Here is a 26530-nt window from a genome sequence, read left to right on the forward strand (position 1 = left end):
CGGCGGTCGTGCTCGTCGGGTGTGCCTGCCGGGGCGACGAGTGTCACGCCTCGAGCGCGAGGGCGAGCGGGAGCACGGCAGGAGCCCCGGCCTCGCGCAGCAGCCCCGCGCAGACGGTGAGCGTCCAGCGTGAGTCGCTGACGTCGTCGACGAGCAGGACGGGTCCGGGCACGCCCGCCAGCGAGGCCGCGAGCTCGGGGCCGACCGCCAGCCGGCCCCACACGTTCGCGAGGCGGAAGGCGCTGTTGCCGCCGGGGTCGCCGACAGGCCCGCCCTCGACGAGGTCGAGCGCGCCGAGATAGGGCAGCCGCCCGAGCTGTCCGAGACCGGCCGCCAGCGACCCGACGAGCTGTGGTCTGCGGCGCGACGGCACCGACACGATCGCCGCGGGGCGCTCGGCCCATCCCCAACCGGCGAGAACGTCGACGCAGGCCCTGACCACTTCCTGGGGGATCTCCCGGTCGTCTCCGCGGAGCAGCTCGCGCAGGCGCTGACCCCAGCCGAGGTCGCTGAGGCGGGCGACCGCCCGGCCCTCGCCCATGGCGATGGCGGGGGCGATCTTCCCCTTGAGCGGCACACCGAGACGGTCCATGCCGCTGGGCCACTGGGCCCGGGGCTCGAGGACGACGCCGGGACGCTCGAGGCGCGAGCGGGCCGTGTTGACGGCCGCCTCGGGGATCGTGGCGTCGAACCAGGCGCCGGCACACCGGTCGCACCGGCCGCACGCCTCGGCCGAGTCGTCGTCGAGGCACTCCTGCAGGAACGCCATGCGGCAGCGGTCGGTGCGTTCGTAGTCGACCATCAGCTGCTGCTCGCGCTCGCGGGCCTCCGTGACTCGGCCGTAGCGCTCGGCGTCGTAGGCCCAGGGCTCGCCCGTCGCGGTCCAGCCGCCGGGGACACGCTGCACGGCACCGTCGACGTCGAGCACCTTGAGCAGCAGCTCGAGACGGGTGCGGCGCACGTCGACGATGGTCTCGAGGGCCATCGTCGACAGGGGCCGCTCCGACTCGCTGAGGGCGCGCACGACGGCGTCGGCCTGGTCCTGCCGCGGCATTGAGGCCGACGCGAAGTAGCGCCAGATGTCCTTGTCCTCGGGCCCCGGCATGAGCAGCACGTCGGCCCGGTCGGTGGCTCGTCCGGCGCGGCCGACCTGCTGGTAGTAGGCCACCGGTGACGACGGGGCGCCGAGGTGCAGCACGAAGCCGAGGTCGGGCTTGTCGAAACCCATGCCGAGGGCCGACGTCGCGACGAGGGCCTTGACCTGGTTGTCGCGGAGGGCCTCCTCGAGCCTGATGCGCTCGGCCGGCTCGGTGCGCCCGGTGTAGGCCGCCACCTCGTGGCCGGCCTCGCGCAGCGCGACGGCGACGTCCTCGGCGGCGGCCACGGTGAGGGCGTAGACGATGCCCGAGCCCGGCAGCTCGCCGAGGTGGGCGATGAGCCAGGCCAGCCGCTGCTCGGGAGCGGCGAGCGGCAGCACCCCGAGCCGCAGGGAGGCCCGGGCCAGAGGGCCGCGCAGCGTGAGCACGTCACGGCCACCGGCGCCCAGCTGCTCGACGACGTCGGTGACGACGCGGGCGTTCGCCGTGGCCGTCGTGGCGAGCACAGGGGTGCGCTCCGGCAGGGTCGTCAGCAGGTCGCGGATGCGGCGGTAGTCGGGCCGGAAGTCGTGCCCCCAGTCGCTGATGCAGTGGGCCTCGTCGACGACGAGGAGACCGCACGACTCGGCGAGCGCCGGCAGCTGCTCGTCGCGGAACCGAGGGTTGTTGAGGCGCTCGGGACTGACGAGCAGCACGTCGACCTCGCCCCGGGCGAGCGCACCGGAGACGGCGCCCCACTCGTCGGCGTTCGTGGAGTTGAGCGTCACGGCCCGGATGCCGGCGCGCCCGGCGGCAGCGATCTGGTCACGCATGAGGGCCAGCAGGGGGCTGACGATGACCGTAGGGCCCGCACCCTCGGCGCGGCGCAGGGCCGTCGCCACGAAGTAGACGGCGGACTTGCCCCAGCCGGTGCGCTGGACGACGAGCACCCGTCGCCGGCCCGCGACCAGCTCGCTGATCGCCTCGAGCTGGCCGTCACGGAAGTCGACGTCGTCGCGACCCACGAGACGTCGGAGAGCCGTCGTGGCCCGCTCGCGCAGCCCGGGGTCGACGTCGGCTGCAGACAGGGCGGCGGGGGAGGTCGACATGGCACCCAACCTACGTGGCGGGACAGACGGCGCCGACCGGCATACCCGGGCTGTGGACGAGGCGGCTCGTCCGCCAGGGGGATGGGGACGACCTCGCCCGACCGTGGCTGGAAGGATGGGCCCATGACGCAGACCGGCGAACCGCAGGTGAAGCCCTATGCCGCGCAGGTGTCGCTGCGCTGGTCCGACATGGACGCGTACGCCCACATCAACAACGTGCAGTTCCTCCGGCTGCTCGAGGACGCCCGCGTGATCGCCTTCCGCGACTGGTTCGACGGCGGCGGCGCAGGGGACAAGTCGCTGCTCGACGAGGGCGTGCTCGTGTCGCGCCACGAGATCGAGTACCGGCGACCGCTCGGCTTCCGGCACGAGCCCGTCGAGATCCAGCTGTGGGTCTCCCGGGTGGGCGGCGCCGGTTTCGACGTCGCGTACATCGTCACCGACCCCGACGGGGTCGAGACCCCCGACGGCGAGCGCCGCGTCTACGCCGTGGCCGAGACCGAGCTCGCTCTCTACGACTTCGCGACCGAGTCGCCCCGCCGAATGCGCCCCGAGGAGCGCGCATCACTGCGCACCCACGAGGGCGAGCCGGCACCCTTCCGTCGGCGGCGCCGGTGACCGGCACCGCGCAGATCGACTTCGGCGACCCCCGGGGCCTCGCCGACCTCGGCACCTACCTGGGGCGCGCACGGAAGGCGAACCCCGACGGTGCGGTGCGCCTGCAGGTGCTCGGGACGCTGCTCGTCACCACTGTCGCCGTGATCGAGGGCAGCGGCCTGATGGGCGACGGCACGGTCCTCGGTATGCGGGTCGTGACCATCGCGCCGTCCGACGCGGTCGACACGACGGTGTCGTTCACGTCGGTGGCCGATCGGCTCGCCCGTGACGGCGCAGGCTCCGTCCTCAGCGTGCCGCCGACGACGGTGCGCGCTCCGTGGAGCGGCCTCACGCCACCGCGTGACGGTTGGGAGCCGGTGGGTCAGCTCGACGGTGACGTCGTGGACTCGATTGCGCGGCAAGGAATCTCGCAGGTCGCGGAGGGAACACCCGACGGCGCCGGAGCACACGCCGTCGACGCGTTGCGACGCCGCACGTGGGCGGCCATGAGCGACACGGTGCCGCCGATCGCGGGCGGTCTCGCGTTCGGGGCCCACGTGCTCGGCTTCACCGCGGCGGGGGAGGCGGCAACCATCTCCGCCCACGGGCGCTGGACCCGGCTCAGCACCGCTCGCGGGCACGTGCTCGTGCGCTGAGTCGACGGCTGCTGTCAGGGCCGCCCCGTCCACTCCCCGCGCTCCACGAGGACGTCCTTGAGGACGTCGATGCGGTCGCTGACGAGGCCGTCGACCCCGAGGTCCAGCAGCCGGTGCATCTCGTCGGCCTCGTCGATCGTCCACACGTGGACCTGCTTGCCGTAGCGGTGGGCGGCCTCGACGAGGCCCCGCGTGACCACCCGGACGGACCGCCCCCGCAGCGGCACGCTCGGTGGGACCTGGAACACGTCGGCGGGCGTCCGCAGCAGGGCGGTCACCCAGCGCGGACCGAACCTGGCCAGCGCCGTGCCCACCTCGGCGGCGGCGGTGGCGACGCGGCCTCGGGAGAGGCGCCGGAACTGGGAGATGTTGCGCTGCGAGAAGGAGCCGACACACACCTGGTCGTGCAGGCTCCGCTCCTCGATGAGCCGCCACAGCGGCAGCGCGGTGCCCGGCGCCTTGAGGTCGATGTTGAGGTTGATGTCAGGCCACGCGTCCAGCACGTCCGTGAGCAGGGGGACGTGCTCGCCGTCGCCGATCACGGCATACGAGACCTGCGACCAGGGGAGGTCGCGGATCAGGCCGCGCGTGTTGCTCACCCGGTCGAGCCGCGTGTCGTGGAAGGCCACGAGCATCCCGTCGTGGGTGATGTGCACGTCGGTCTCGAGGTGCGTGTAGCCGAGCGCCACGGCGTTGCCGAAGGCGGTCATCGTGTTCTCCAGACCGATGTTCGGCGCGTAGAGCGAGCCGCCGCGGTGGGCCAGCGCCACAGGCGTGCGGTCGAGGTAGGGCCTGCGCGTCACCATGCCGCCGAGGCTATCCGGCTCCGCTGCCGGCTTCGCGCAGTCCGCCTCCAGGACTCGGATCTTGCTCCCCTCCGCGGAGCAAGGTCCGAATGGACGCGGGCACACGAGCTTCACTGCCGACCGAGCGCCGGCCCGGCGGACGTTCAGTCGTCGATCGGACGCTCGACGAGCCACGCGCGCCGTCCACGCTCCTCGCCTTCGGTGGTGGCCTCGAACCAGACGAAGAACGAGTCCTGTGCCTCGTCGTGGTCGCTGCGCCAGACCTCAGCGATGCGGCGGCACGCCTCGTCGGACGTCACCGGCCACGGTCGGAAACCATCTCGAGTCACATCACCCGGGATAAGCAGTTGTGACAGGACGAGCTCGGTGACGAGGCCGATGGCTTGCTCGACGAAGGCGTCCTCGTCGGTCGGCCAGGCGAACCTGGCGACGTCGAAGACGTCACCGGGTTGGACCCAGTCATCCGCCGCACGTGCGAGGATCTCGTCCAGCTGCTCCTCGCGTGTCATCTGCGAAGCCGGTTGCCCCATCTCACGACGCAGATCTGCCCGCGTAGTACTCCGCGCGCCGATCGAGATAGGAGCGCCAGCGCGCCACGATCGCGGCAGTGCCCACCTCGGTGCCTTCATGCACCGGGAGAAAGCGAACGAAACCCTGCATCTCCTCGGGATAGTCGAAGTCTGCGTAGACCGATTCGACCTCTGCCAAGGGATCCGCGACGGCATCGCGGTTGTTCCACAGGTCGGCCAGCACGAGGAAGAGCCAGACCTGTAGAGGGTCCGCAGCAGCCGGGTCCTGGTCAGCCCGCTCCGGGATCAAGTCATCGATTCGCCTGTAGTCGTCGGACAGGAGGAGGGCTGTCTCCTCGATCCAGTCCGGGACGGTCCCGCCGTCGCTCAGCAGGCGCTCTGCCACCTGCACAGCTCCGCTGGCGTCGAGGAAAGCCGCCCGGTAGCCCGCGGTCAGTTCGTTCGGGGTAAGGGCCACGAGTCCCAGCACGAATGAAGCCGGGATCGGTCCGTGAGTGAGTTTGTGGTTCATGGCTTGATCGGCACTCCGTTAATCCCGCCGCCGCGAACGAACATCTGGTGGGTTATGCGATCTCCATCGATGATCCACTCGAAGCGTCCATCGACGCCGTTGACGTTACCGGGGAGCTGAATCAGCGTGCGCTTGACTCCGTCTCCACCCACTATGACGAAAGCGGTTCCCTTGGTCCTGATCTCGTCCGTCACCCAGGAACCCGAACGATGCCAGACGTCGTCCTTGAGAGCCGACCCGGTGGGATGAGCTCTCGTCAGCCGGTCAGCAGCTTCGGCTGGGGACGTAGTGTAAGTGCCATCGGCCCGGGAGATCGCGTGCTCCGGCAAGCCTTTGGGCCGAGTCTCCTTGAGGCGCTCCGTCGTCCCGCCGTCGCGGACGGCGTTCCACGCAGCCCGGATCTCGTCCTCGCGGGCCTGGCGGAGCGCCTCCGCCGTAGGCAGGGTCGGAGCCCGGCCAGCTCCCCGGGTGAACGCGCCAGCGGCGCCGACTGAGGCGCGACCCACGAGGGCCTCGATGCTCGCGAGGAGGGCAGCGCGCCGCTCGTCGTCGAGCTCGGTCTGCTCGAGCTCGACGTCCGACCGGATCGCGGCGATGAGGAGGTCCTCCTCGGCGGTGCGCAGGGACCCGCCGGACGCGTACGTCTGCGCCATGGAGACGAGCCCGGCCGGCCCGCCGCGACGGATCTCGTCGACGACGTGGACGGCCTCCGCGAGGCCCTCCCACGCCGCCTTGTTCAGTTCGTCCTGGCGGCGTGCCACCGCCACGAGGGCCGCGGAGGCGGCCTGGTCGAAGAAGCCGAGTCGTGCGACTGCGGGCATCACGTCGAGCCCAGATGCCGCAGCCTGCTCTGCTCGCTGCAGCTCGCTTCGGAGCAGGCTCTCGTACGCCGTGGCCGGCTCCCGCGCGTGCAGTCCCGTGCCGGTGTCGACGGCGAGGGCCGCCACCACACCGGCCAGCTCGCGGGCGTCCAGCATCGGCTGCGGCCCGTCGGCGGTGTCCGCGCTGTAGCCGCGAGTGAAGCTGTCGAGCGGCTGGCCGAGAGCGCGGTCGATGTTCGCGTGCATCGCAGAGAGCCACTCGATCACCTGTTGCTCGACCACTGCTGGCCCGCGGTCGTAGATGCGGGTCGTGGAGGCTTCGCGCATCGCGAAGTCGCTGGTGCGCGAGACCTCGAGCATGAGGCGGGCACGCGTCTCCGCCGCCTCGACGGTCGTGGCCGTGGAGATGCTCGGGAGCAAGCGCGTGAGGGCGGCGTCGGTCTCGAGGCGAAGGTCGTGGTGCGTCTGGGTCCCGTTGGCCTCGAACGTGATCCAGCGCCTGACAAGGTGCTCGCCCACCGTGAGCCGGTCGCCGCGGCTGTTGGCGAGCGCACCGCCGGCCACGGTCGAGCCCGGAAGGGGCTCGGCCAGCAGGGCGGCCTGTTCGGCGGGGTCGTCGCACACCTCCGTCAGGAGCAGGTGGAGGGCGTCGCCGCCGAAGTCGGACCGGTCGAACCACGACGCGAACGTGGCATCGCCTGCCGGGTGGATCGTCGTGCCGTGCCGCAGTTCGGCGTCGGCGTCCCGGGTCTCGGCGACCTCGGCAGTCGCCGTCGCGGCGGCGGCACGGCGCACGAGCCGGGCGGGCAGTGGCCGCGAGTCGCCGGACAGGCGGGCACCGGCCATCATCTGGCCGAGAAGCCAGTAGCCGCCGGCACGTTGCCCGGAGGCCCCGCCGGAGACCGTGCGCGTGGCACCCGCGACGAGGTGGTCGGCGAGCAGGGCCGACCCCGAGGCGAGCCGCGCCCTGGTGCGCGGGTCGGTGCCGGCCGGCGCCGACTGCTGGGCCGCCGTGATGACGACGGACCCCAGCACGGCCAGGAGCTGTCGGACGGTGTCGAGGCTCACTGAGGACGACGGGTCGCCGGCCTGCAGGGCCAGACGACCGAGCCCGTCGGTGCCGACCTCCTCGACGAGCGCCTGAGCGTAGACGGGGTCTTCGGCGTGCGCTCGCAGGCGTGCGACGATCGCGGCGACGTCGTCCTCACCTACCGGTGTGCGACCGCCCGCAAAGGAGGACAGGAGCCGTCGGAGCAGTGCGCCGTCGGCGAGAGCCACGTCGCCCGACCGTCGCGTGGCCTCCATCCCGTCGGCGAACCACATGCCACCGGTCACGGCGGCGCGCACCGCGGACGGGCTCGCCGAGCTGCCGTGCGGGACGGTCACGTCGGAGACGGCGAGGAGCCTTCGACTGCTCCGCAGAGCGACCGTCTCGAGCTCGTCGATGACGCCCCGATACGCGCGGCTGAGCCGCACCCGACCCGTGAGTCGCACCTCGTCGGCTCGCTGTCGGAGCGCCGCACCGAGCGCCCCCGTGAGGTCCGGCGAGTGGGTGACCCCGACGAGGGCCACGGCATGCTCGAGCTCCAGCGCGTCCCACTGACCCTGCAGCGCGAGGACACGGCGTCGGGCGATCTCGAGCGCGACGGCATACGCCCGCAGTGAGTGTGCGGCCACGGTCAGGGCATCGACGGCGCCTCGCGACCTGAGGCCGAGCTGGTGGGCCTCGGCCTCGGCGGCCGACGCAGCATCGCCCGTCCACACGGCGCGGAGGCGCGGGCCCATCGTGCCCGCGACGGTCGTCGTGGCACGCGCGCGGGCGGCAGCGCGGTCGAGCGTGCGGGCGGCGTGGTGCAGCTCGTCCGGTCGCCCCGTCGGGGTGGGCAGGGCATCGGCTCCGGCAACCGCACCCGTCGTCCTCTCCTCGTGGACTCGGCTCATCGGCCACCCACGACGCCTGCCGCCTCGGCCAGTGACGACGTGACGAGCAGCTCGACCGACCGGGCCTCGGCGGTGGACTCGTCCAAACGGTCACCCAGCGCCGCCGCGGCATCGGCGACCGCGTCGAGCGCGCGAGCGTGCACCGTGCGGAAGCGGTCGAGCGACGCGCGCAGGCCGGCCGCCTGCGACCCGGCGGCCGCCATGGCTCCCGCGGTGGCCACGGCGACGGCCGACGCGCACGCCCGCAGCTCGGCGGGGTCGTGGGCCAGCGCCAGGCGCTCGCGGGACACCCCGCCGACGTCGATCGAGTAGCGCGTCATGGCCCGACCGTAGGTGCGCGGCCGACCACGCGTCGGGCGTCATCCACAGGCTCGCGAGGCCCACGTATGCCGTGAGGCCCCGTCCGGGCGGACGGGGCCTCACGACGTCGTCGGCCGGTGGCCGGTCAGTGGTTCAGCAGGTCAGGACCAGATCGCCCAGACCGTCGTGTCGGTGGGCACGAGGCCGTCCTCCAGCGGACCGGAGGCGACGACGACCTCGGCGCCCTGGGGCAGGCCGACAGGCTCGGCACCGAGGTTGGCGACCACGAGCAGCCGCTCACGCTGGTCGGCGCCGTTGGTCAGCGCGACGACGTCGGCGGCATACCCGTCGACCCACGTCAGCGACCCGGTGCCCAGGGAGAGGCGGCGACGGTGCGCGAGGAGCGAGCGGTAGAGCTCGAGGGTCGACCCGGGGACGCCCTCCTGCTGGTCGACCGCGTACTGCGCGTAGACGTCGGGCTGCGGCAGCCAGGTGCTGGCGCCCGGGCCGAAGCCGAGCGAGGGGCCGTCGGCCGACCACGGCATCGGCACACGGCAGCCGTCGCGGCCGGTCTCGGCGCCGTCGGTGCGCGCGAAGGTCGGGTCCTGGCGGAACTCGGCCGGCATGTCGGTCGAGTCGGGCAGGCCCAGCTCCTCGCCCTGGTAGATGTAGGCGCCACCGGGGAGGGCCAGCATCAGGGTGGTCGCGGCGCGGGCGCGGCGCAGGCCGAGGGCCCGGTCGGGCTGCGGGTCGGTGGCCGAGATGCCGTTCATCCGTGGCGTGCCCGGCGCGAACCCGAGGCGCGACGCGTGGCGCACGACGTCGTGGTTCGACAGCACCCACGTCGAGGGAGCGCCGACCGAGTCGGCGGCCTCCAGCGACGAGGTGATGACCGCCTTGAGGTCCTCGGCGATCCACGACGAGGTGAGGAAGTCGAAGTTGAACGCCTGGTGCATCTCGTCGGAGCGGACGTACTTCACAGCACGCTCCTGCGGCTCCACCCACGCCTCGGCGCAGAGGATGCGGTCGGGCGTGCCGTAGGACTCGAGGATCGTGCGCCAGGCGCGGTAGACCTCGTGCACGCCGTCCTGGTCCCACATCGGGCTGCGCTTGGTGTGGTCGATGCGCGGCGCGTCCTCCTGCTGGACGGCCGGGGTGGCATCGTCGTCGTGCTCGGCGTGGCCGAGCATGACGGTGCGCTCCTCCTCGGTGTCGGGCAGGCCCTGCTCCTTGATGAGGCCGTGGGCGACGTCGACGCGGAACCCGTCGACGCCCCGGTCGAGCCAGAAGCGCAGGATCGACTCGAACTCGGCGCGCACCTCGGGGTGCTCCCAGTTGAAGTCGGGCTGCTTCGGGTCGAAGAGGTGCAGGTACCACTGGCCCGGGCGGCCGTCGGCCTCGGTGACGCGGGTCCAGGCGGCGCCACCGAAGACGGACTCCCAGTTGTTCGGGGGCAGCTCGCCGTGCTCACCACGGCCCTCGCGGAACATGTAGCGATCGCGCTCGGCAGACCCGGGGCCCGCGGCCAGCGCGGCCCGGAACCAGACGTGCTCGTCGGAGCTGTGGTTCGGCACCATGTCGACGATGACCTTGAGGCCGAGCTCGTGGGCGCGCGCGATCATGGCGTCGGCGTCTGCCAGCGTGCCGAAGATCGGGTCGACGTCGCGGTAGTCGGCGACGTCGTAGCCGGCGTCGGCCTGCGGCGAGGTGTAGAACGGCGAGAGCCAGATGGCATCGACGCCGAGAGCCTTGAGGTGCGGCAGTCGCGAGGTGATGCCGGGCAGGTCGCCGATGCCGTCGCCGTCGGCGTCGGCCCACGAGCGCGGGTAGATCTGGTAGATGACGGCCTGCCGCCACCAGGCGGCGTCGGGCCGGTCCGCCGCGTGGACGGGGGTCATCTCCTCGCGCACCTCGAGGTCGCCGAGGGGGTGGGTCAAGGTCTGGGTTGCTGATCGCGTCACGGGCCACCATCGTTCCCCATCAGGGCGAAAACTCAAAGAAAGTTCTGCAACTTCTTGCAGTGCGGTCGACCGGGCCCCGCTCTGTCGGTGCCCGTTGGTAGGAACAGGACATGAGGAGCGGCTTCGTCATCCCGTATGCCACCGAGCGCGAGTTCGCCGACCTGGCTCGGCTGGGGGAGCAGTGCGGATGGGACGCCGTGCTCGGCTGGGAGGCGCTCTACGGCGTCGACGCGTGGGTGCAGCTCGGTGCGGCGGCCATGGTCACCGAGCGCATCCGCCTCGGCACCCTGCTCACGCCCGCGGCCCGGCACCGTCCGTGGGACCTCGCCTCGAAGGTCGGTTCCGTCGACCGCGTCAGCGGCGGCAGGGCCTTCATGTCGGTGGGACTCGGGGCGCTGCACCCCGGCTGGCTCGCCTACGAGCCCGACGAGGGCCGCGCCGTCCGCGCGAAGAAGCTCGACGAGTGCCTCGACGTCTACGCCGGCCTGCTCGGCGACGCGGCCACGTTCACGTATGCCGGCGAGCACTACAGCGCTCAGGCCAACGACTTCATGCTCCCGCCGCCCACACCGCAGCGCCCGCATCCACCGGTCTGGGTCGTCGGGGCGCCGACACCGGGCGGGGGCCGGCAGCGCTCCCTGGAGCGGGCTGCGCATTGGCAGGGGCTCATCCCGGCGATCCATCCCACGGACGACGGGCCCAAGACGCTCGACGCCTTCGCCGCGGTCGTCGAGCCGGTGCGCCGGCTCCGCGAGGGCCTGGGCCTGCCGTGGGACGGCTACGACGTCGTCATCGAGGCCGACTCGTGGGGCGACTTCACGAGCCTCGAGCCGGCGGAGCCGGCAGCGTTGGAGCAGGCCGGGGCGACGTGGTGGATCGAGAGCTGGTGGGACGTCCCACAAGGTCCGGAGGGGCTGGCCGAGGTGCGCCGGCGCGTCGAGTCCGGGCCTCCGGGCCTGCGCTGAGACGGCCTAACGGTCCCGGACGTCCTGCCGCGCCAGGAGCTCGCGGTGCTCGTCCGTGAGCGCGGTGAGGCGCTGCAGGTGATCGGTGAGGATCGACAGCTGCTCGGCCGACAGCTGCTCGAGCACCGGCTCTCCCGCCCGGACGAGCGGGCCGTAGGCCTCCCACATGAGCCGGTGGCCGAGCTCGGTCACCTCGACGAGGACGGTGCGGCGGTCGGTGTCAGGTCGGCTGCGGCGCACCAGGCCACGGCGCGCCAACCGGTCGATGAGGGCCGTCGTCGCGGCGGGGCGCAGACCCGTGGCGGCGCTGACCGCGCCGGCCGACGCCGGGCCGTCGGCGAGCCGGTCGAGGCAGCGCAGGTCGGCGGGCCCCAGCCCGAGGCGCCGTCCGACGGCGTCGTCGAACGCCTGGACGGACCGCTGGTAGCCCTGCATCGCCTCGCCGAGTGCGTGCACCAGACTGGCCTGAGAGGGGTGACCGGCCGGCGCCATGGACCCTGCCTTTCGATGATCGGAACGTCCGATGTTCGTGAGGAAGGCTAGCGAGCCGGCGGACGGCGGTCCTGCGCGACGGCGTCGGTGGCGGCCGGCCGACGACCCCGCACTAGCGTCTGGGACATGACGACCTTTGTCACGGCCGCGTTCTGCCTCGTGCGCGACCGTCAGCTCCTGACCGTCCGCAAGGCCGGTTCCCAGCGGTTCATGCTCCCCGGCGGCAAGATCGACCCGGGGGAGAGCGCCCGCGAGGCAGCCGATCGCGAGGTCATGGAGGAGGTCGGGCTCGACGTGGCCGGGATGGGGCTGCCGCTCGGCCGGTTCCACGACGTCGCGGCCAACGAGGAGGACTCGTGGGTGGACGCGACGGTCTTCGTCACCGACCTCGACCCCGACCACGCGCCGACGCCCCTCGCCGAGATCGCGGAGCAGCGCTGGCTCGGGCTCGACGACGAGCTCCCCGGCGACCTGGCGCCCCTGCTGCGCAACCACGTCGTGCCGGCGCTCCGAGCCCGTCTGGGCACCGACTGAGTGCTGCGACGCCACCCGACCGACCTCCACGTCGACGGGTGGCGCCCGTGATGAACGGCGTCCGTGTCAGCGCGGCCCGTCGTGCATCCCGTCGTGCATGTCGATGATCCCGGCCTTCGCCGCCTTCTTCACCGCGTCCGCCTCGGCCTGAGTCAGCTTGCCGTCCTTGACCGCCTGGGCGAGCCGGTCGTCGAACGCCTTCTGCTCGTCGGCCTCGTGGGCTGCGCGCAGGTCGGCGATGGCCGTCTTGACCTTGGCGGCGTCGATGCCGAGCTTGGCGGCGAGCTTGGTGGCGACCTCGTCCTGCAGCGCCGAGAAGTCGGGTCGAGCCTGACCAGGGGTGCGCGCGGCGCGGATCTCGTCACGCACCGCCTTGAGGGCGTCCTTGAGCTTCGTCTCGTCGACCCCGAGCTTGGTGGCCAGGGCGGAGAGGTCGGCGCCGCGGCCGACGCCGAGGCCCGGCCCGCCCGGTCCGCCCGGTCCGCCGTGCCGACCGCCGGGACCCCAGCCCTTGCCGTTGCCTGGTGTCGTGCCGTCGGTCGTGCCCTTGTTCGGGTCGCCCTGGGTCGAGGTCACCGTCGGTGTCGGGGTGGTCGTGCTGGTCGTGCTGGTCGTTGTCGCGTCGTCGGCGCGCGCCACCTGGGAGACGCCGAGCCCGATGACGGCCGCTGCGGCACCGACCGCCGCCACGCTGGCCGCCTTCTTGTTGATCGACACCATGTCGCATCCCTCTCGTCGTGGGTTCGCCTGTCTCCAGAGAACACCAGAGGGGGGCGCCGCGACCCGTGAAACGGCTGTGACTTGCTGTGAGTCCCCGCAGCGCCGGCGGCTCAGAACGTGCCGTCGGGCCCCGGGCTGTTGACGAGGGAGTACGCGGCCCGTGTGAGGTAGTCGCGCAGCCGGTCGTCGTTCTCGGGCGAGAGCTCGAGCGTGTCGACGGCGTTCATCATGTGCAGCAGCCACCGGTCGCGCATGTCGGGCGTGACCTGGAAGGGCATGTGCCGCATGCGCAGCCGCGGGTGGCCACGCTGCTCGGAGTACGTCGTGGGACCGCCCCAGTACTGCTCGAAGAACATCCGCAGGCGCTCCTGGGCGGGGCCGAGGTCGTCCTCCGGGTACAGGGCGCGCAGCGGCTCGTCCTCGGCGACGCCTCGGTAGAACTCGCGCACGAGCTTCGCGAACGTGTCGTGGCCGCCGAAGTCGTCGTAGTAGCTCACGCCGGCCAGTCTCCCAGAGCCGTGGGGCAGCTCACTTGTGAGGGGTTCCGCCGAAGGGCGGCAGCATCGGCATCGGGCTGCGCACACCCTCCCGGTCGAGGGCCACCTTGATCCGCTCGCGCATCTCGCGCTGCACGCCGAACTGCTCGTTGGCGATGGTCTTGGCGATGATGCGGATCGTGATGGCGCCGTTGGCGATCGACTCGACGCCGACGACGTTCGGCTCGTCGAGCAGGATGTCCTTGTACGCGCCGTCGTCGTCCATGACGCTGACGACGTCGCGGATCACCGAGATCGCCTTCTCGACGTCCTGGTCGTAGGCGATGGCGATGTCGACGATCGCGGTCGACCACCCCTGCGTCTTGTTGCCGATGCGGATGATCTCACCGTTGCGGACGTACCACGTCATGCCGTCGGCGTCACGCAGCTGCGTGACGCGCAGCGACACGTTCTCGACGGTGCCGACGACCTCGCCGGTGTCGATGACGTCGCCGACGCCGTACTGGTCCTCGACGATCATGAAGACGCCGGAGAGGAAGTCCTTGACGAGGCTCTGCGCGCCGAAGGCCAGGGCGACGCCGCCGACGCTGGCCGAGGCGAGCATCGGACCGAGCGGGATGCCGACGAGCGACAGCACGGTCAGGGCCGTGATGCCGCCGACGACGAACGTCGTGATGCTCTTGAGCAGGGCGCCCATCGTCTGGGTGCGCTGGACGTGGCGCACGTTGGCGACGCCGACGGCCTGGAGCGCGCGGCCGGCGCCGGGGAGGCTGGCGATCCGCTCGGCCCGGCGGGACGTCGCGGTCGTCACGACCCGGTTGATGAGCCGGTGGAGCAGGAACCGGGCGAGCAGACCGACGGCGACCACCGTGATGATGAGCAGCGGCGTGCCCACCAGCCAGTCGCCGACGCCGGACCAGGTCAGGCTCGAGAGGTCGGGCATCGAGAGGTCCACGGGCAGCTCCTGCAAGGGAGACGGGGAGGGGGTGGGGCTCGGCGGCGGGGTGCCGTCGGCGGTGTGCAGTGCGGGCAGTGCGGTCAGGTTCGTGAAGGCGTGGATCACAGGGTCTCAGTCAGGGGTCGGGTTCGGGCGTGAGGTCGTGGGCCGACCCGGCGGTGCAGGGTCGGCCCACGACGAGATCAGGTCAGCCGCGGCGGTCGCGCTCCTGGGCCACGAGCGCCCGCGCGACGGTGTCGCGGTTCTCGGCCACGGTACGCACCAGTCCGGCGGCGGCGTCGGGGTGGGCCTCTAGCCAGGCGTCCGAGGCCGCCTTGAGCTGCTCGCTCGCGAGCGAGAACGGGTAGAAGCCGCCGACGACGCGCTCGCCGATGGCGACGCTGCGCTCGGCCCACGCGTCGACGAGCATGGCGTGGTAGCGCTCGACGAACGGCTCGAGCAGCGACAGGTCGGTGCTGCGACGGAAGCCGGCGCCGATCGCCTCGACCATCTGGTTCGACAGGTCGTTGCGCTCGACGGCCTTGGCCCACGCGTCGGCCTTCGCCTCGGCTGTCGGCCGAGCCGCGAGCGCCTCGGCGGCGCGCTCCTTGCCCGTGGCGGTCGGGTCGCGGTCGAGCTCGGCCTTGATCTCCGCCTCGTCGGCAGCACCGAGGGCCGCGAGTGCCTTGGTGAAGGTCCAGCGCAGCTCGGTGTCGACCTTCAGGTCGGGCAGCGACTCCTCGCCCGAGAGCAGGGCGCGCAGCCGCGGCTCGTCGTCGCGGTCGGCGGTGTTGCCGGCCCACGCCTCGACGAGCTGGAACTGGGCGTCGCTGCCCGGCTCGGCGGACTCGGCGAGCGAGCGCAGCGAGGACGAGAGCAGGGCCGAGACCTCGGCGCGGTGCTCGGGGGCCGTGTAGAGACGGGCGGCCGTGGAGGCCTGGCCGAGCAGCACCCGCAGCAGGGTCGAGTCGGTCTCGCCCGGCAGCGACTCGAGGACGAAGCGCACGAAGGCGCGGGCCGGCATCTCGCCGTCACGCGTCATGTCCCAGGTGGCACCGAGCACGAGCGAGCGGGGGAGCGAGTCCTGGAAGCCTCGGGGGAGAGCGAGCGCCGTCGCGAGCGACCGCTCGTCGAGGCGGATCTTGCCGTAGGCGAGGTCGTCGTCGTTGAGCAGCAGCAGGTCGGGCTGCTCCTGGCCGACGAGGGCGGCGAGGTCGGTGCGCTCGCCGGCGACGTCGACCTCGTCGTAGCCGACGCGCTCGAGCACGTCGCCCGCGTCACCCTGCCGCACGGCATACCGGCCGATGCCGATGCGGTGTGGGCGAAGGGTCGGGTACTCGTCCGTGGCGGTCTGGGTGATCGCGAACGAGCTGTAGCGGCCGTCGGCGTCGACCTCGAAGACCGGGCGCAGCGTGTTGACACCGGCCGTCTCGAGCCACAGCTTGCTCCACTCGGTCAGCTCGCGGCCCGAAGCCTTCTCGAGCTCGCCGAGCAGGTCGGAGAGGGTCGTGTTGCCCCACGCGTGCTTGCGGAAGTACTCGCGCAGCGCGGCGACGAACGGCTCACGACCGACGTACGCGACGAGCTGCTTGAGCACGGACGCACCCTTGGCGTACGTGATGCCGTCGAAGTTGACCTCGACGTCCTCGAGGTGGCGCATGTCGGCCGCGATGGGGTGCGTCGAGGAGAGCTGGTCCTGGGTGTAGGCCCACGCCTTCTCGGACGTGCCGAACGTGGTCCACGCGCTCGTCCACTCGGTGGCCTCGGCCTGGCACGTCGTCGACGCCCACTCGGCGAACGACTCGTTGAGCCAGAGGTCGTCCCACCACTTCATCGTCACGAGGTTGCCGAACCACATGTGCGCCAGCTCGTGCAGGATCGTGAGGGCGCGGCGCTCGATCTTCGCCTCGGACACCTTGGAGCGGAAGACGTAGATCTCGGTGAACGTCACGGCACCGGCGTTCTCCATCGCGCCCATGTTGTACTCGGGCGTGAAGATCTGGTCGTACTTCGCGAAGGGGTAGGGCTGGTCGAACTCCGCCTCGAAGAAGGCGAAGCCCTTCTTCGTGCAGTCGAAGATGTTGTCGGCGTCGAGGTACTGGGTCAGCGACTTGCGGCAGAACACACCGAGCGGCACGACACCACCTCGCGTCTGCACCTCGTCGCGCACCTCGTCGTACGGGCCCGCGACGAGAGCCGTGATGTACGAGGAGATGCGCTGCGTCGGCTCGAACGACCACGTCGCGCGCTCGACACCGTCGGCCACGCCCGCCGCCGTCGGAGCGGGCGTGGGGGAGTTGCTGATGACCTTCCAGTGGGCGGGCGCGGTCACCGTGAAGCGGAAGGACGCCTTGAGGTCAGGCTGCTCGAACACGGCATACATGCGGCGGGAGTCGGGCACCTCGAACTGCGTGTAGAGGTAGACCTCGTTGTCGACGGGGTCGACGAAGCGGTGCAGGCCCTCGCCGGTGTTGGTGTAGCGACCGGTGGCGTCGACCGTCAGCTCGTTCTCGGCCGCGAGGCCCGGCAGCGCGACGCGCGAGTCCGCGAAGACCTCTGCGGGGTCGAGGTCGACACCGTTCAGGGTCACCCGCTCGACCGAGTCGGCGATGAGGTCGATGAACGAGTCGGCGCCGGGCTCCGAGCAGGAGAACGTGACCGTGGTGACGGTGCGGAAGTTCTCCGGACCCGTCGTCAGGTCGAGGCTGACGTCGTACGCGTCGACGCGCAGGATGCCTGCGCGGGTCGCCGCCTCGTCGCGGGTCAGGTTCTTGCCGGGCACGTAGGGACCTCCTGGGACGGTGTGTGGGCGCGGCGCAGCGTCGGTCCGACGGCGCCGTCGCGGGCCATCCTCGCACGGAAAGCCGCGGCCTCCACCACCGCGCGGGGCAGGTGGCGAGCAGTGCCATGATGGGCCGCATGGCCGAGACGACAGACCCGCAGAAGGCCCTTCGCACGGACGCGCAGCGCGCCGAGGTGGAGATGTGGTTCGACCCGATCTGCCCGTGGGCGTGGATGACGTCGCGCTGGCTCATGGAGGTCGAGACCCTGCGCGACATCGACGTGACCTGGTCGGTGATGAGCCTCGCCGTGCTCAACGAGCACCGTCACGACCTCGACGCCGCCTACCGGGCGCGCATGGACGAGGCGTGGGGCCCGGTCCGCGTCATCATCGCGGCGGTCGAGGCGCACGGCGACTCCGTCATCAAGCCGCTCTACGACGCGATGGGCACGCGCATCCACCTGCGGAAGATGAGCGACTTCGACCAGGTCGTCCGCGAGTCCCTCGAGGAGGTCGGCCTGCCCGCCGAGCTCGCGAAGGAGGCCCACCACAAGAAGTTCGACGCCGCCCTGCACCGTAGCCACAAGCGCGGCATCAGCCTCGTGGGCACCGAGGTCGGCACCCCGATCATCTCGGTCGGTGGCGTCGCCTTCTTCGGTCCGGTCGTCACTCCCGCCCCCAAGGGCGAGGACGCCGCGAAGCTGTGGGACGGCTGCGTCCTCGTCGCGAGCACACCCGGATTCTTCGAGCTGAAGCGCACCCGTACGCTCGGCCCGATCCTCGACTGACAACCCCCGGCACCCGACGCACCCAAGGACCCAGATGCGCATCCACATCGGCGGCGACCACGCGGCCTACGAGCTCCACCAGTCCCTCCTCGCGCACCTGCGCGAGGCCGGCCACGACGTCGTCGACCACGGGCCCTTCGCCTACGACGCGCAGGACGACTACCCGGTCTTCGTGCTGCGCGCGGCCGAGGCGGTCGCCGCCGAGGAGGGCTCGCTCGGGGTCGTGCTCGGAGGGTCGGGAAACGGTGAGCAGATGGCCGCCAACAAGGTGCGGGGCATCCGCGCCGCCTTGGCGTACAGCGCCGAGCTCGCGAGCCTGGCCCGCGAGCACAACAACGCGCAGGTCGTCTCCATCGGGGCGCGGTTCACCTCTGATGCCGTCGCGAAGCAGATCGTCGACACGTTCGTGGCGACCGCGTTCACCGATGAGGAGCGCCACAGCCGGCGTCTGGGTATGGTTTCCGCGTACGAAGACACGGGGGATCTGCCTGCACTGCCGGACGCCGCGCTCTGACGCGACCGCGTCGGCACTTCCCCCTGTCGTTTCCCCTCAACGCCGCAAGGGAGGCCCGTGGCCCACAACGAGAGCATCGTCTCTCGACACTCGCGCTACGGTGCCGGACCGATCAGACGCCTTCGCCTGCTGGGCCCCTGGCTCGGCCGTGCCCCGTGGGCCCTCGTCTGCCTGTTCCTGCTGCTGAGCGTCTTCGCCACCGCGGCCGTCGGTAAGTTCCCCGACCAGGTCCCTTGGGGCGTCTACGGTTTCGTCGTCGTCCTCGCCGGGCTCTTCCTCGAGCCGCGGTACCTGCTCGTCGTCTACATCGGACTCTTCCTCTCGATGGCGATCCTCGGCGCGTACCTGGGCGGCGTGAAGTCGACGACGACCGGTGCGCAGATCGTCACCGTCGCGACGATGATGCTCATGCTGTGGCTCTCGCACGCGCGGGCCCAGGTCGGTGTCGTCGGCGTGAGCGGCGAGTCGATGCTCGTCGACATGCGCGACCGGCTGCGGGCCCAGGGTGAGCTGCCCGAGCTGCCGCCGTCGTGGGGCGCCGAGGTCGCACTCGAGTCGGCGTTCGGCGACGGCTTCTCGGGTGACTTCGTCGTCGCGAGCCGGTCGACCGACGGCTGCACCCTGGAGGTCGCGCTGGTCGACGTGTCGGGCAAGGGCCGTGAGGTCGGCGCCCGCTCGCTGCTGCTCTCCGGCGCGCTCGGGGGACTCCTCGGCGAGCTGAGCGAGCGCGGCTTCCTCCAGTCGGCCAACAACCACCTGTTGCGGCTGCGCTGGAGCGAGGGGTTCGCGACGGCCGTGCACGTGGCCGTCAACCTCGAGACCGGCAACTTCACCATCGGGTATGCCGGCCACCCCGCCGCGGCGCAGTTCACCGCGGGCTCGGGGCGGTGGCGCATGCTCGCGGGCGGGCGCGGCCCGCTGCTCGGGGTGATCGAGAACGCCGAGTTCCCTCGCGAGAACGGCACCCTCCGCCGCGGCGATGCGCTGGTGCTCTACAGCGACGGCGTCATCGAGGCGCGTGACAAGGCGCTCGACGACGGCATCGACCGCATGCTGGGTCGCGCCGAGTCGTTCATCCGCACCGGGTTCGAGGGGCTCGCCCAGCGGCTCTGCGACCAGGCCGCGGCCGGCTTCGGTGACGACCGCGCGGTCGTCACGATCTGGCGCAGCTGACGCGCGAAGGGCCGGCCGCCACGCAGCGCGGTTCGGACCGCCGCGACCGGCTCACTACGATTCCTGCGTGACCGACGACCCCACCGACCTCTCACGCGACCCGAGCGACCTGACCGAACCGACCGGGCAGAACGGGCCGGCGCGCCCGGTCCGGCGCAAGGAGCACCAGGTGCCCGAGCTCCCCGCCGGCGTGACACCCGCTCGGGTGCGCACCTTCGTGCGTCGCGGTCGCCTCTCGTCGCTCACCCGTGACCGCGTCGAGCGGCTCGGCCCGGCCCGCTCGCTGCCCGAGGGCCCCTTCGACGCCGCGGCCGCCTTCGGTCGCACCGCCCCCGTCGTCCTCGAGATCGGCTGCGGTCACGGGCATGCGGCCATCGCGTATGCCGCCGCGTTCCCCGAGCACGACATCCTCGCCATGGACGTCCACACCCCCGGGCTCGCGCGGATGCTCGCCGACGCGGACGAGGCCGGGGTGCCCAACCTCCGCGTCGAGATCGGCGACGCCGTGCTCTTCCTCGAGGACCGGGTCGCGGACGCCACGTTCGAGGCGGTGCACCTCTTCTTCCCCGACCCGTGGCGCAAGCAGAAGCACACGAAGCGCCGGTTCGTCAGCCCCGGCAACCTCGACCTGCTCGCGCGGGTGCTCAAGCCCGGCGGGCACGTGCTCGTCGCGACCGACCAGGACTTCTACGCCGAGCACGTCTTCGCCGAGGTGGCCGCGCACCCGCGTTTCGAGGCGCAGCGCGTCGAGCGGCCGACGTGGCGCCCCGGCGACGGGTTCGAGGCCAAGGGCATCGCGGCCGGGCGCACGATCAACGAGCTGCGCCTCGACCTGCTGCCACAGCGTCGATGAGTCGGGGTGACAGGATTTGAACCTGCGGCCCTTGCGTCCCAAACGCAATGCGCTACCAAGCTGCGCCACACCCCGTGGCGTCGGAATCGTAGCCGACGTGCGGTGACGAGCCGAGCCGGAGCGCCCGTGGGCGCGTCGATTCGGTGGAGCGGGGGCAAGCCAGTAGGATGTCGCCTCGGATCGCCGGCACCGTCCGACGGCCTGCGGGCGTAGCTCAATGGTAGAGCCTCAGTCTTCCAAACTGATTACGCGAGTTCGATTCTCGTCGCCCGCTCCGAAACCCACTTGGCCGCACCGGCCGCGTCTTCCTACCGTTGGGGCCATGTTCAGCCCCGACCTCCAGGACGCCCTGCGCGACCGCGACGCGGTGCTCCGGTCGTTCCTCTCGCCCGACGGCACCCTCACGAGCATCCCGACGAAGATCCGCAAGCGTCTGGTCGTGCTCGACCTGCTGGCGCAGGAGTTCGAGCCGGGGGAGAAGTACGACGAGACCCAGGTCAACCACCGCCTCCGTGCCTTCCACCCCGACGTCGCGGCCCTGCGGCGCTACCTCGTGGAGGAGGGCTTCCTCGACCGCGCCGACGGGCTCTACTGGCGCGCCGGAGGCACCGTCGACTGACGGCCTTCAGTCGAGGGCGCTCAGCGGAAGCCGAGCGCCTCGCTGAGGTGGCTCTCCGCCCCGTCGGCCTCGAGCCCGGCCTCGACCGCGGCCGCAGTGCGTGCCGACGGCCAGCCGTGCACCCAGAAGAGGGCCAGGCCGCCGGGCAGGGCGATGAGCAGCGGCAGCCACGAATGGGGCGTGAACGCGAACGAGCAGGCGAACGCCACGAGCACGGGAGCCTCCGCCAGGGCGGTGCGCAGCGTCGTCGTCGACGTGAAGTAGCGCAGGCTGGTCGCCTCGGCGTTCTCACGCGGCAGGCCGTGCGGCAGGGCGGGCACGGCATACCCGACGTAACGGATGAGCGCGGCCGAGCCGACGAGCGCGACGAGCGTGACCGCGACCGCCCACGGCGAGGGCAGCGGAGCCGACGGGTCGACGATGATGCGCACCGCGCTGATCATGAGCGCGCCCATGCCGACGGCGACCGACACCATCTGGATCGGCCGCAGGGCGGCGTTCGCGGAGGAGGCGAAGGGGCTCGGCGGTGTGCTCATGGCCCCCGAGCATAGGCGTCGCACGACCACGGACGATCCGCGCATTTAGCCATCGGCCGCATGGCCTATAGCATGGTGCGCTGGCCCGTCCGTTCACCGTCGACGACCACGTCGGCACCACCCCAATGGAGTACCCCGCAGTGAAGAGTGCGCTCGAGACCCTCAGCCCGACCCGGGTCAAGATGACCGTCGAGGTCCCGTTCGAGGAGCTCAAGCCGAGCCTCGATGCGGCCATCAAGCACATCGGTGAGCACATCCAGGTTCCCGGCTTCCGCAAGGGCAAGGTCCCGGCCCGCATCATCGAGCAGCGCGTCGGTCGCGCGGCCGTCCTCGAGGAGGCCGTGAACAACGCCCTCCCGACCTTCTACGGCCAGGCTCTCGAGGAGAACTCGGTGCGCCCGCTCGGCCAGCCCGAGATCACCGACCTCAAGGTGCCCGCCTCCGACGGCGAGGACTTCACGTTCACCGCCGAGGTCGACAAGCGCCCCGAGATCGACCTGCCCGACTTCAGCGACATCGAGCTGACCGTCGACGAGGCCAAGGTCGAGGACGAGGCCGTCGAGCAGCGCCTCACCGACCTTCGTGCCCGCTTCGGCACGCTCAAGGGTGTCGACCGCGCCGTCCAGGACGGCGACTTCGTCTCCATCGACCTGTCGGCCGAGATCGACGGCGAGCAGATCGACTCGGTCACCGGCGTCTCCTACGAGGTCGGCAGCAAGAACATGCTCGAGGGCCTCGACGAGGCGCTCATCGGCATGACCGCCGACGAGACCAAGAACTTCACCGCCCCCCTCGCCGGTGGCGACAAGGAGGGCCAGGACGCCGACTGCACCGTGACCGTCACCGCGGTCAAGGAGCGCGAGCTGCCCGAGCTCGACGACGAGTTCGTCCAGCTGGCCTCCGAGTTCGACACCCTCGACGAGCTCAAGGCCGACCTCACCGCCAAGGCCGAGGTCGACGCGAAGTTCGCCCAGGGCGTCGCCGCCCGCGACAAGCTGCTCGAGGCCATCCTCGAGAAGATCGAGGTCCCGATCCCCGAGAGCGTCGTCGAGGCCGAGGTGCACAGCCACCTCGAGGGCGAGGGTCGTCTCGAGGACGACGAGCACCGCGCCGAGGTCGACGAGAGCACCCGCAAGGGCCTCAAGACCCAGCTCGTGCTCGACGCCATCGCCGAGAAGGAAGAGGTCAAGGTCGAGCAGCAGGAGCTCATCGAGTTCCTCGTCATGAGCTCGCAGCAGTACGGCATGGACCCGAACCAGTTCGCGCAGTCGCTCGACCAGGACGGCCAGATCCCCGCGATGGTCGCCGAGGTCGCCCGCCGCAAGGCGCTCGCCACGGTCCTCGAGAAGGTCTCCGTCAAGGACACCGCCGGCAACACCATCGACCTCAACGAGTCCGTCCCGGGCACCGAGGGCGACGAGCTCGTCGAGATCGAGGAGATCGACGACGAGGCCGAGGACACCCAGAGCACCGAGAGCACCGAGAGCACCGAGAAGGCCGACGCCTGAGCGTCCCCTCCTGCACGCCACTGGGCCGGTTCCCGCACGGGAGCCGGCCCGGTGCCGTCTCCGGGCCCGGGCCACCGCAGGAGCGGTGGTTCCCGAGCCCCGGCCCGTGGGTACGTGTCTGCTGGTCCTCGGTCCGTCGAGGGCCACCAAGCGTGACCTGGACGAAGGAGCCGAGATGACCGCGTACGACGACCTGACCGACTCGAGCCCTGAGAGCCCGCCGTCGACCGACGCGGAGTCGCTCGCCGACCAGCCGGGCGGCGCGGCACAGACGCCCAGCGGGATCGGTGGCAGCGACGACCAGGTCGACCCGTCGGGCGACCCCGGTGGCGACGCCGACCTCGGTGACGGGCTGGGCGGTGCCGACGACGAGACCAGCGCCGGGCCCGGCGTCGACAGCTCGGACGCCGACCGGGGCAACCTCGATGGCAGCACTGCTGGAGAGACGTCCCGGGAGCAGTCGCTCGACGACGCAAGCGACGCCGTGCGTGACCCGTCCGGCGCGAGCGCCGACGCCGTCGGCGGAGACGACCTGTCGTCCTACACCGACGCCGGAGACTCCGGGCAGGACAACGGCCTCAACGAGTAGGCCACGCATCCCCCGAGACCCCGCCCGACGGCATACGTCGGCGGGGTCTCGTGCGTCCGGTTGCGCGTCATCCACTCAAGCTTGTGCGCTCACGGCGAACAGAGTGCGGTTCGGGAAATCTGGTCCGGGGGTCGGGCGTTAGGGTCAGTGACGAGCCAGCCGGCGCCGCATCCCGCGGCGAGAGGCTGGACCACTTCGACGATGGAGACTTGGGTGACTTCGGAGACCTCCGCCAACGGCAACGGCATGCCGGGTGGTCTGGACGACCACATCTACAACCGCCTGCTCAAGGAACGCATCATCTTCCTCGGGTCCGACGTCCGCGACGACAACGCGAACGCCATCGCCGCGCAGCTGCTGCTGCTCTCGGCCGAGGACCCCGAGAAGGACATCTGGCTCTACATCAACAGCCCCGGCGGGTCGATCTCGGCCGGAATGGCCATCTTCGACACGATGAACTGGATCCCCAACGACGTCGCGACCGTCGCCATGGGCATGGCCGCCTCGATGGGCCAGTTCCTGCTGTCGGCCGGCACCAAGGGCAAGCGCTACGCCACGCCCCACGCCCGCGTCATGATGCACCAGCCCTCGGGCGGCATCGGCGGCACCGCCACGGACATCAAGATCCAGGCCGAGCAGATGCTCTACGTCAAGAAGCAGATGGCACAGCTCATCGCCGAGCACACCGGCCAGACGGTCGAGCAGATCGAGAAGGACTCCGACCGCGACCGCTGGTTCAGCGCGGAGGAGGCCAAGGAGTACGGCTTCGTCGACCACGTCTTCAGCCGGTCCGACCAGGCGGTCGAGGGCAAGGGCGTCGGCCAGGCCGACGCCAAGGGCGAGAACTGACCGCGGCCTGAACAGGACTTGGAGACCACACACATGAACATCGAACCCACCAACCGCCTTGCGGTCCCGGCCCCGTCGAGCCGCTACATCCTGCCGCAGTTCGAGGAGCGCACCTCCTACGGCATGAAGCGGTCCGACCCCTACAACAAGCTCTTCGAGGACCGCATCATCTTCCTCGGTGTGCAGGTCGACGACGCGTCGGCCGACGACATCATCGCCCAGCTGCTCGTGCTGGAGTCGCTCGACCCCGACCGCGACATCCTCATGTACATCAACAGCCCGGGTGGCTCGTTCACCGCCATGACGGCGATCTACGACACGATGCAGTTCGTCCGGCCCGACATCCAGACGTTCGTCATCGGTCAGGCCGCGTCGGCCGCCGCGGTGCTCCTCGGCGCCGGCGCGCCGGGCAAGCGCTACGCCCTGCCGAACTCGCGCATCCTCATCCACCAGCCGGCGCTCTCGGGCGGCGACTACGGCCAGGCCTCCGACATCGAGATCCAGGCCAACGAGGTGCTGCGCATGCGCACCTGGCTCGAGGACACGCTCGCCGGCCACACGGGCCGCACGTCGGAGCAGGTCCGCAACGACATCGAGCGCGACAAGATCCTCTCCGCCGAGGACGCCAAGGAGTACGGCCTCATCGACGAGGTGCTCGCCTCGCGCAAGGCCTCCCTCGAGGTCTGAGCCTCCTGCGCCCACGGGCGACCCCGTATGCCGCCGGGCCCGGTCACCTGACCGGGCCCGGCGGCATACCTGCTTGGATGGGGGCTCCTGACGTCGAGGGTGGAGGTCCAGTCATGGCGAGTGCGGAGTTCGAGCAGGCGGTCGAGGCGGTCAAGGGGCTGACCGACGACCCGGGCAACGACGTGAAGCTGAGGCTCTACGGCCTGTTCAAGCAGGTGACCGAGGGGGACGTCAGCGGCTCCCGGCCGGGTTTCACGAACCCCGTCGGGCGCGCGAAGTACGACGCCTGGGCCAAGCTCTCCGGCACGTCGCAGGAGGCGGCCGAGGAGCAGTACGTCGCGATCGTCCGCGACCTCAGCGCAGGCTGAGCGCCACCGACGTACGCTTCGCCCCATGAGGGCGTATGCCGTTCGGGTCGTCGCGGTGCTCGGCCTCGCCCTCCTGGGGGTGACCGGGGGAGCGGCGCCCCGTGCCGTCGCGTCCTCGTGCGTGCCGCAGGACCCGGCCGCGGTGGCACGTGAGGCCGACGTCGTCGTCACCGGCCGCCTCACCGAGGTCGGCGAGGCCGCGGCGGACCGCCACCCCGTTCCGGTGCTCTGGACGATCGAGGTGCTCGGCGTCCACCGCGGTCAGGCGCCACAGACGCTCTACGTCGAGGCGAGTGGCAACACGCTGGCCGACCCCGGGTCGCGCTACGTCATCCCGCTCCGGCAGGTCGGTGACCGTCTCGTCGTGAACGACTGCGCGGTCTACCCGTTCGGCACCACCGAGGCCGAGGCGACCATCGCGACGGCGGGAGCCGCGCGCGCGCCGGCCGTCGCCGACTCGCTGCTCGGCAGCACCCCGCCCGACATCCCGGGCACGGGTCCGTGGTGGTCCAGCCCGCTGGGGCTGGTGGCGGTCGCCGTGGGCGGCCTGCTCGTGCTCGTGGTCGGCGGCCTCGTGGTCGCCCTGCTGACCGGCCTCGCGGTGGGCGGCAGGCGACGTGCGCGACCCTCGGATCGGGCGTCCGGCCGGCGGGATTCGGCTGGAACCCCGTTCAAGTGACACCGGCGTCGTTTGTCCGCCATCAGCGGACGAACGGCGTTGCGCGAGCGGGGGCACACCCCTCCGTCGTCTAATAGGAGTCGGCCCCTAGGTTGGGGTCGGCCGGGTGCACCTCAGCGTTCGGCGCCGACG

General features: G+C 71.5%; 28 protein-coding genes and 2 tRNA genes. 16 read left to right on the top strand and 14 right to left on the bottom strand.

The window, feature by feature from the left end; genetic code table 11:
* Positions 1-43: 43 nt before the first annotated feature.
* Positions 44-2185 carry a RecQ family ATP-dependent DNA helicase gene (locus tag ACYVNR_RS01420; RefSeq protein WP_461046061.1) on the bottom strand — a complete coding sequence of 714 codons (2142 nt, stop codon included), beginning with the start codon at positions 2183-2185 and terminating at the stop codon, positions 44-46.
* 123 nt (positions 2186-2308) lie between these two features.
* Between ACYVNR_RS01420 and ACYVNR_RS01425 the strand changes: the two genes are divergently transcribed.
* Both ACYVNR_RS01425 and ACYVNR_RS01430 read left to right on the top strand, forming a co-directional pair.
* Positions 2309-2803: an acyl-CoA thioesterase gene (locus ACYVNR_RS01425; RefSeq protein WP_461046063.1), complete on the top strand. Its 495-nt coding sequence runs from the start codon at positions 2309-2311 to the stop codon at positions 2801-2803.
* The gene (locus tag ACYVNR_RS01430) at positions 2800-3438 is read left to right on the top strand and encodes a hypothetical protein (RefSeq protein ID WP_461046065.1); all 639 of its coding nucleotides are present in this window, start codon (positions 2800-2802) and stop codon (positions 3436-3438) included. The genes ACYVNR_RS01425 and ACYVNR_RS01430 overlap by 4 nt, the downstream gene beginning before the upstream one ends.
* Before the next feature lie 14 nt (positions 3439-3452).
* Here the strand turns inward: ACYVNR_RS01430 and ACYVNR_RS01435 are convergent, their stop codons facing one another.
* The 6 genes from ACYVNR_RS01435 to ACYVNR_RS01460 all read right to left on the bottom strand — a co-directional run bounded on the left by ACYVNR_RS01435 (position 3453) and on the right by ACYVNR_RS01460 (position 10245).
* The gene (locus ACYVNR_RS01435; protein ID WP_045190153.1) at positions 3453-4244 is read right to left on the bottom strand and encodes a glycerophosphodiester phosphodiesterase; all 792 of its coding nucleotides are present in this window, start codon (positions 4242-4244) and stop codon (positions 3453-3455) included.
* Positions 4245-4387: 143 nt separating this feature from the next.
* Entirely contained in the window at positions 4388-4753 is a 366-nt protein-coding gene (locus ACYVNR_RS01440; protein ID WP_461046067.1) for a hypothetical protein, read from the bottom strand.
* A 22-nt stretch (positions 4754-4775) separates the two neighbouring features.
* Positions 4776-5285 carry a DUF2247 family protein gene (locus ACYVNR_RS01445; protein WP_461046069.1) on the bottom strand — a complete coding sequence of 170 codons (510 nt, stop codon included), beginning with the start codon at positions 5283-5285 and terminating at the stop codon, positions 4776-4778.
* Positions 5282-8047 (bottom strand): hypothetical protein, encoded by a 2766-nt coding sequence (locus tag ACYVNR_RS01450; protein WP_461046071.1) that lies wholly within the window; start codon positions 8045-8047, stop codon positions 5282-5284. The genes ACYVNR_RS01445 and ACYVNR_RS01450 overlap by 4 nt, the downstream gene beginning before the upstream one ends.
* On the bottom strand, positions 8044-8367 hold the full coding sequence (locus ACYVNR_RS01455; protein ID WP_045190150.1) for a hypothetical protein: 324 nt from the start codon (positions 8365-8367) through the stop codon (positions 8044-8046). Before ACYVNR_RS01455 ends, ACYVNR_RS01450 begins: the two co-directional genes overlap by 4 nt.
* Before the next feature lie 141 nt (positions 8368-8508).
* Positions 8509-10245 (bottom strand): glycoside hydrolase family 13 protein, encoded by a 1737-nt coding sequence (locus tag ACYVNR_RS01460; protein WP_461046361.1) that lies wholly within the window; start codon positions 10243-10245, stop codon positions 8509-8511.
* A gap of 173 nt (positions 10246-10418) precedes the next feature.
* Here ACYVNR_RS01460 and ACYVNR_RS01465 point away from each other — a divergent pair, with 173 nt between their 5' ends.
* Positions 10419-11273 (top strand): LLM class flavin-dependent oxidoreductase, encoded by an 855-nt coding sequence (locus ACYVNR_RS01465; protein WP_461046073.1) that lies wholly within the window; start codon positions 10419-10421, stop codon positions 11271-11273.
* Between the two features lie 6 nt (positions 11274-11279).
* Here the strand turns inward: ACYVNR_RS01465 and ACYVNR_RS01470 are convergent, their stop codons facing one another.
* Positions 11280-11729 carry a MarR family winged helix-turn-helix transcriptional regulator gene (locus ACYVNR_RS01470; RefSeq protein WP_461046075.1) on the bottom strand — a complete coding sequence of 150 codons (450 nt, stop codon included), beginning with the start codon at positions 11727-11729 and terminating at the stop codon, positions 11280-11282.
* Positions 11730-11891: 162 nt separating this feature from the next.
* On the opposite strand from ACYVNR_RS01470, the gene ACYVNR_RS01475 reads away from it, so the two are divergent.
* A complete protein-coding gene (locus ACYVNR_RS01475) occupies positions 11892-12299 on the top strand; it encodes an NUDIX hydrolase (RefSeq protein ID WP_045190145.1) in 408 nt (135 codons plus the stop codon).
* A 66-nt stretch (positions 12300-12365) separates the two neighbouring features.
* Here the strand turns inward: ACYVNR_RS01475 and ACYVNR_RS01480 are convergent, their stop codons facing one another.
* From ACYVNR_RS01480 to pepN, 4 genes are all read right to left on the bottom strand, one after another.
* Positions 12366-13019, bottom strand: coding sequence for a hypothetical protein (locus tag ACYVNR_RS01480; RefSeq protein ID WP_052677205.1), 654 nt, complete (start codon positions 13017-13019; stop codon positions 12366-12368).
* A 110-nt stretch (positions 13020-13129) separates the two neighbouring features.
* On the bottom strand, positions 13130-13516 hold the full coding sequence (locus ACYVNR_RS01485) for a globin (protein WP_082080838.1): 387 nt from the start codon (positions 13514-13516) through the stop codon (positions 13130-13132).
* Between the two features lie 31 nt (positions 13517-13547).
* Positions 13548-14471, bottom strand: coding sequence for a mechanosensitive ion channel family protein (locus tag ACYVNR_RS01490; RefSeq protein WP_458803531.1), 924 nt, complete (start codon positions 14469-14471; stop codon positions 13548-13550).
* Positions 14472-14661: 190 nt separating this feature from the next.
* Positions 14662-17235 carry an aminopeptidase N gene (pepN, locus tag ACYVNR_RS01495; RefSeq protein ID WP_045190142.1) on the bottom strand — a complete coding sequence of 858 codons (2574 nt, stop codon included), beginning with the start codon at positions 17233-17235 and terminating at the stop codon, positions 14662-14664.
* Between the two features lie 137 nt (positions 17236-17372).
* On the opposite strand from pepN, the gene ACYVNR_RS01500 reads away from it, so the two are divergent.
* From ACYVNR_RS01500 to trmB, 4 genes are all read left to right on the top strand, one after another.
* Positions 17373-18023: a mycothiol-dependent nitroreductase Rv2466c family protein gene (locus tag ACYVNR_RS01500; protein ID WP_045190350.1), complete on the top strand. Its 651-nt coding sequence runs from the start codon at positions 17373-17375 to the stop codon at positions 18021-18023.
* Positions 18024-18057: 34 nt separating this feature from the next.
* Positions 18058-18537: a ribose-5-phosphate isomerase gene (locus ACYVNR_RS01505; protein WP_461046080.1), complete on the top strand. Its 480-nt coding sequence runs from the start codon at positions 18058-18060 to the stop codon at positions 18535-18537.
* Between the two features lie 57 nt (positions 18538-18594).
* Positions 18595-19710: a PP2C family protein-serine/threonine phosphatase gene (locus ACYVNR_RS01510; RefSeq protein WP_045190137.1), complete on the top strand. Its 1116-nt coding sequence runs from the start codon at positions 18595-18597 to the stop codon at positions 19708-19710.
* Positions 19711-19777: 67 nt separating this feature from the next.
* Entirely contained in the window at positions 19778-20563 is a 786-nt protein-coding gene (gene trmB, locus ACYVNR_RS01515; protein ID WP_461046083.1) for a tRNA (guanosine(46)-N7)-methyltransferase TrmB, read from the top strand.
* 1 nt (position 20564) lies between these two features.
* Here trmB and ACYVNR_RS01520 read toward each other — a convergent pair.
* Positions 20565-20638: transfer RNA gene (locus ACYVNR_RS01520), tRNA-Pro, on the bottom strand.
* A 128-nt stretch (positions 20639-20766) separates the two neighbouring features.
* On the opposite strand from ACYVNR_RS01520, the gene ACYVNR_RS01525 reads away from it, so the two are divergent.
* Both ACYVNR_RS01525 and ACYVNR_RS01530 read left to right on the top strand, forming a co-directional pair.
* Positions 20767-20837: transfer RNA gene (locus tag ACYVNR_RS01525), tRNA-Gly, on the top strand.
* 48 nt (positions 20838-20885) lie between these two features.
* The gene (locus ACYVNR_RS01530) at positions 20886-21182 is read left to right on the top strand and encodes a DUF2087 domain-containing protein (RefSeq protein ID WP_461046085.1); all 297 of its coding nucleotides are present in this window, start codon (positions 20886-20888) and stop codon (positions 21180-21182) included.
* 20 nt (positions 21183-21202) lie between these two features.
* Here the strand turns inward: ACYVNR_RS01530 and ACYVNR_RS01535 are convergent, their stop codons facing one another.
* Positions 21203-21718: a hypothetical protein gene (locus tag ACYVNR_RS01535; RefSeq protein ID WP_458803521.1), complete on the bottom strand. Its 516-nt coding sequence runs from the start codon at positions 21716-21718 to the stop codon at positions 21203-21205.
* Positions 21719-21858: 140 nt separating this feature from the next.
* On the opposite strand from ACYVNR_RS01535, the gene tig reads away from it, so the two are divergent.
* The 6 genes from tig (at position 21859) to ACYVNR_RS01565 (ending at position 26398) form a co-directional block, all read left to right on the top strand.
* A complete protein-coding gene (gene tig, locus ACYVNR_RS01540; protein ID WP_461046087.1) occupies positions 21859-23226 on the top strand; it encodes a trigger factor in 1368 nt (455 codons plus the stop codon).
* 175 nt (positions 23227-23401) lie between these two features.
* Positions 23402-23815, top strand: a complete 414-nt coding sequence (locus tag ACYVNR_RS01545; RefSeq protein WP_461046089.1) for a hypothetical protein — start codon at positions 23402-23404, stop codon at positions 23813-23815.
* Positions 23816-24016: 201 nt separating this feature from the next.
* Positions 24017-24664 carry an ATP-dependent Clp protease proteolytic subunit gene (locus ACYVNR_RS01550; RefSeq protein ID WP_045190128.1) on the top strand — a complete coding sequence of 216 codons (648 nt, stop codon included), beginning with the start codon at positions 24017-24019 and terminating at the stop codon, positions 24662-24664.
* Positions 24665-24697: 33 nt separating this feature from the next.
* The gene (locus tag ACYVNR_RS01555) at positions 24698-25351 is read left to right on the top strand and encodes an ATP-dependent Clp protease proteolytic subunit (protein ID WP_045190126.1); all 654 of its coding nucleotides are present in this window, start codon (positions 24698-24700) and stop codon (positions 25349-25351) included.
* Positions 25352-25464: 113 nt separating this feature from the next.
* Positions 25465-25719, top strand: coding sequence for an acyl-CoA-binding protein (locus ACYVNR_RS01560; RefSeq protein ID WP_045190124.1), 255 nt, complete (start codon positions 25465-25467; stop codon positions 25717-25719).
* A gap of 25 nt (positions 25720-25744) precedes the next feature.
* The gene (locus ACYVNR_RS01565; protein WP_461046092.1) at positions 25745-26398 is read left to right on the top strand and encodes a hypothetical protein; all 654 of its coding nucleotides are present in this window, start codon (positions 25745-25747) and stop codon (positions 26396-26398) included.
* The last annotated feature ends 132 nt before the right edge of the window (positions 26399-26530 follow it).

Source organism: Terrabacter koreensis (genome assembly GCF_054783315.1).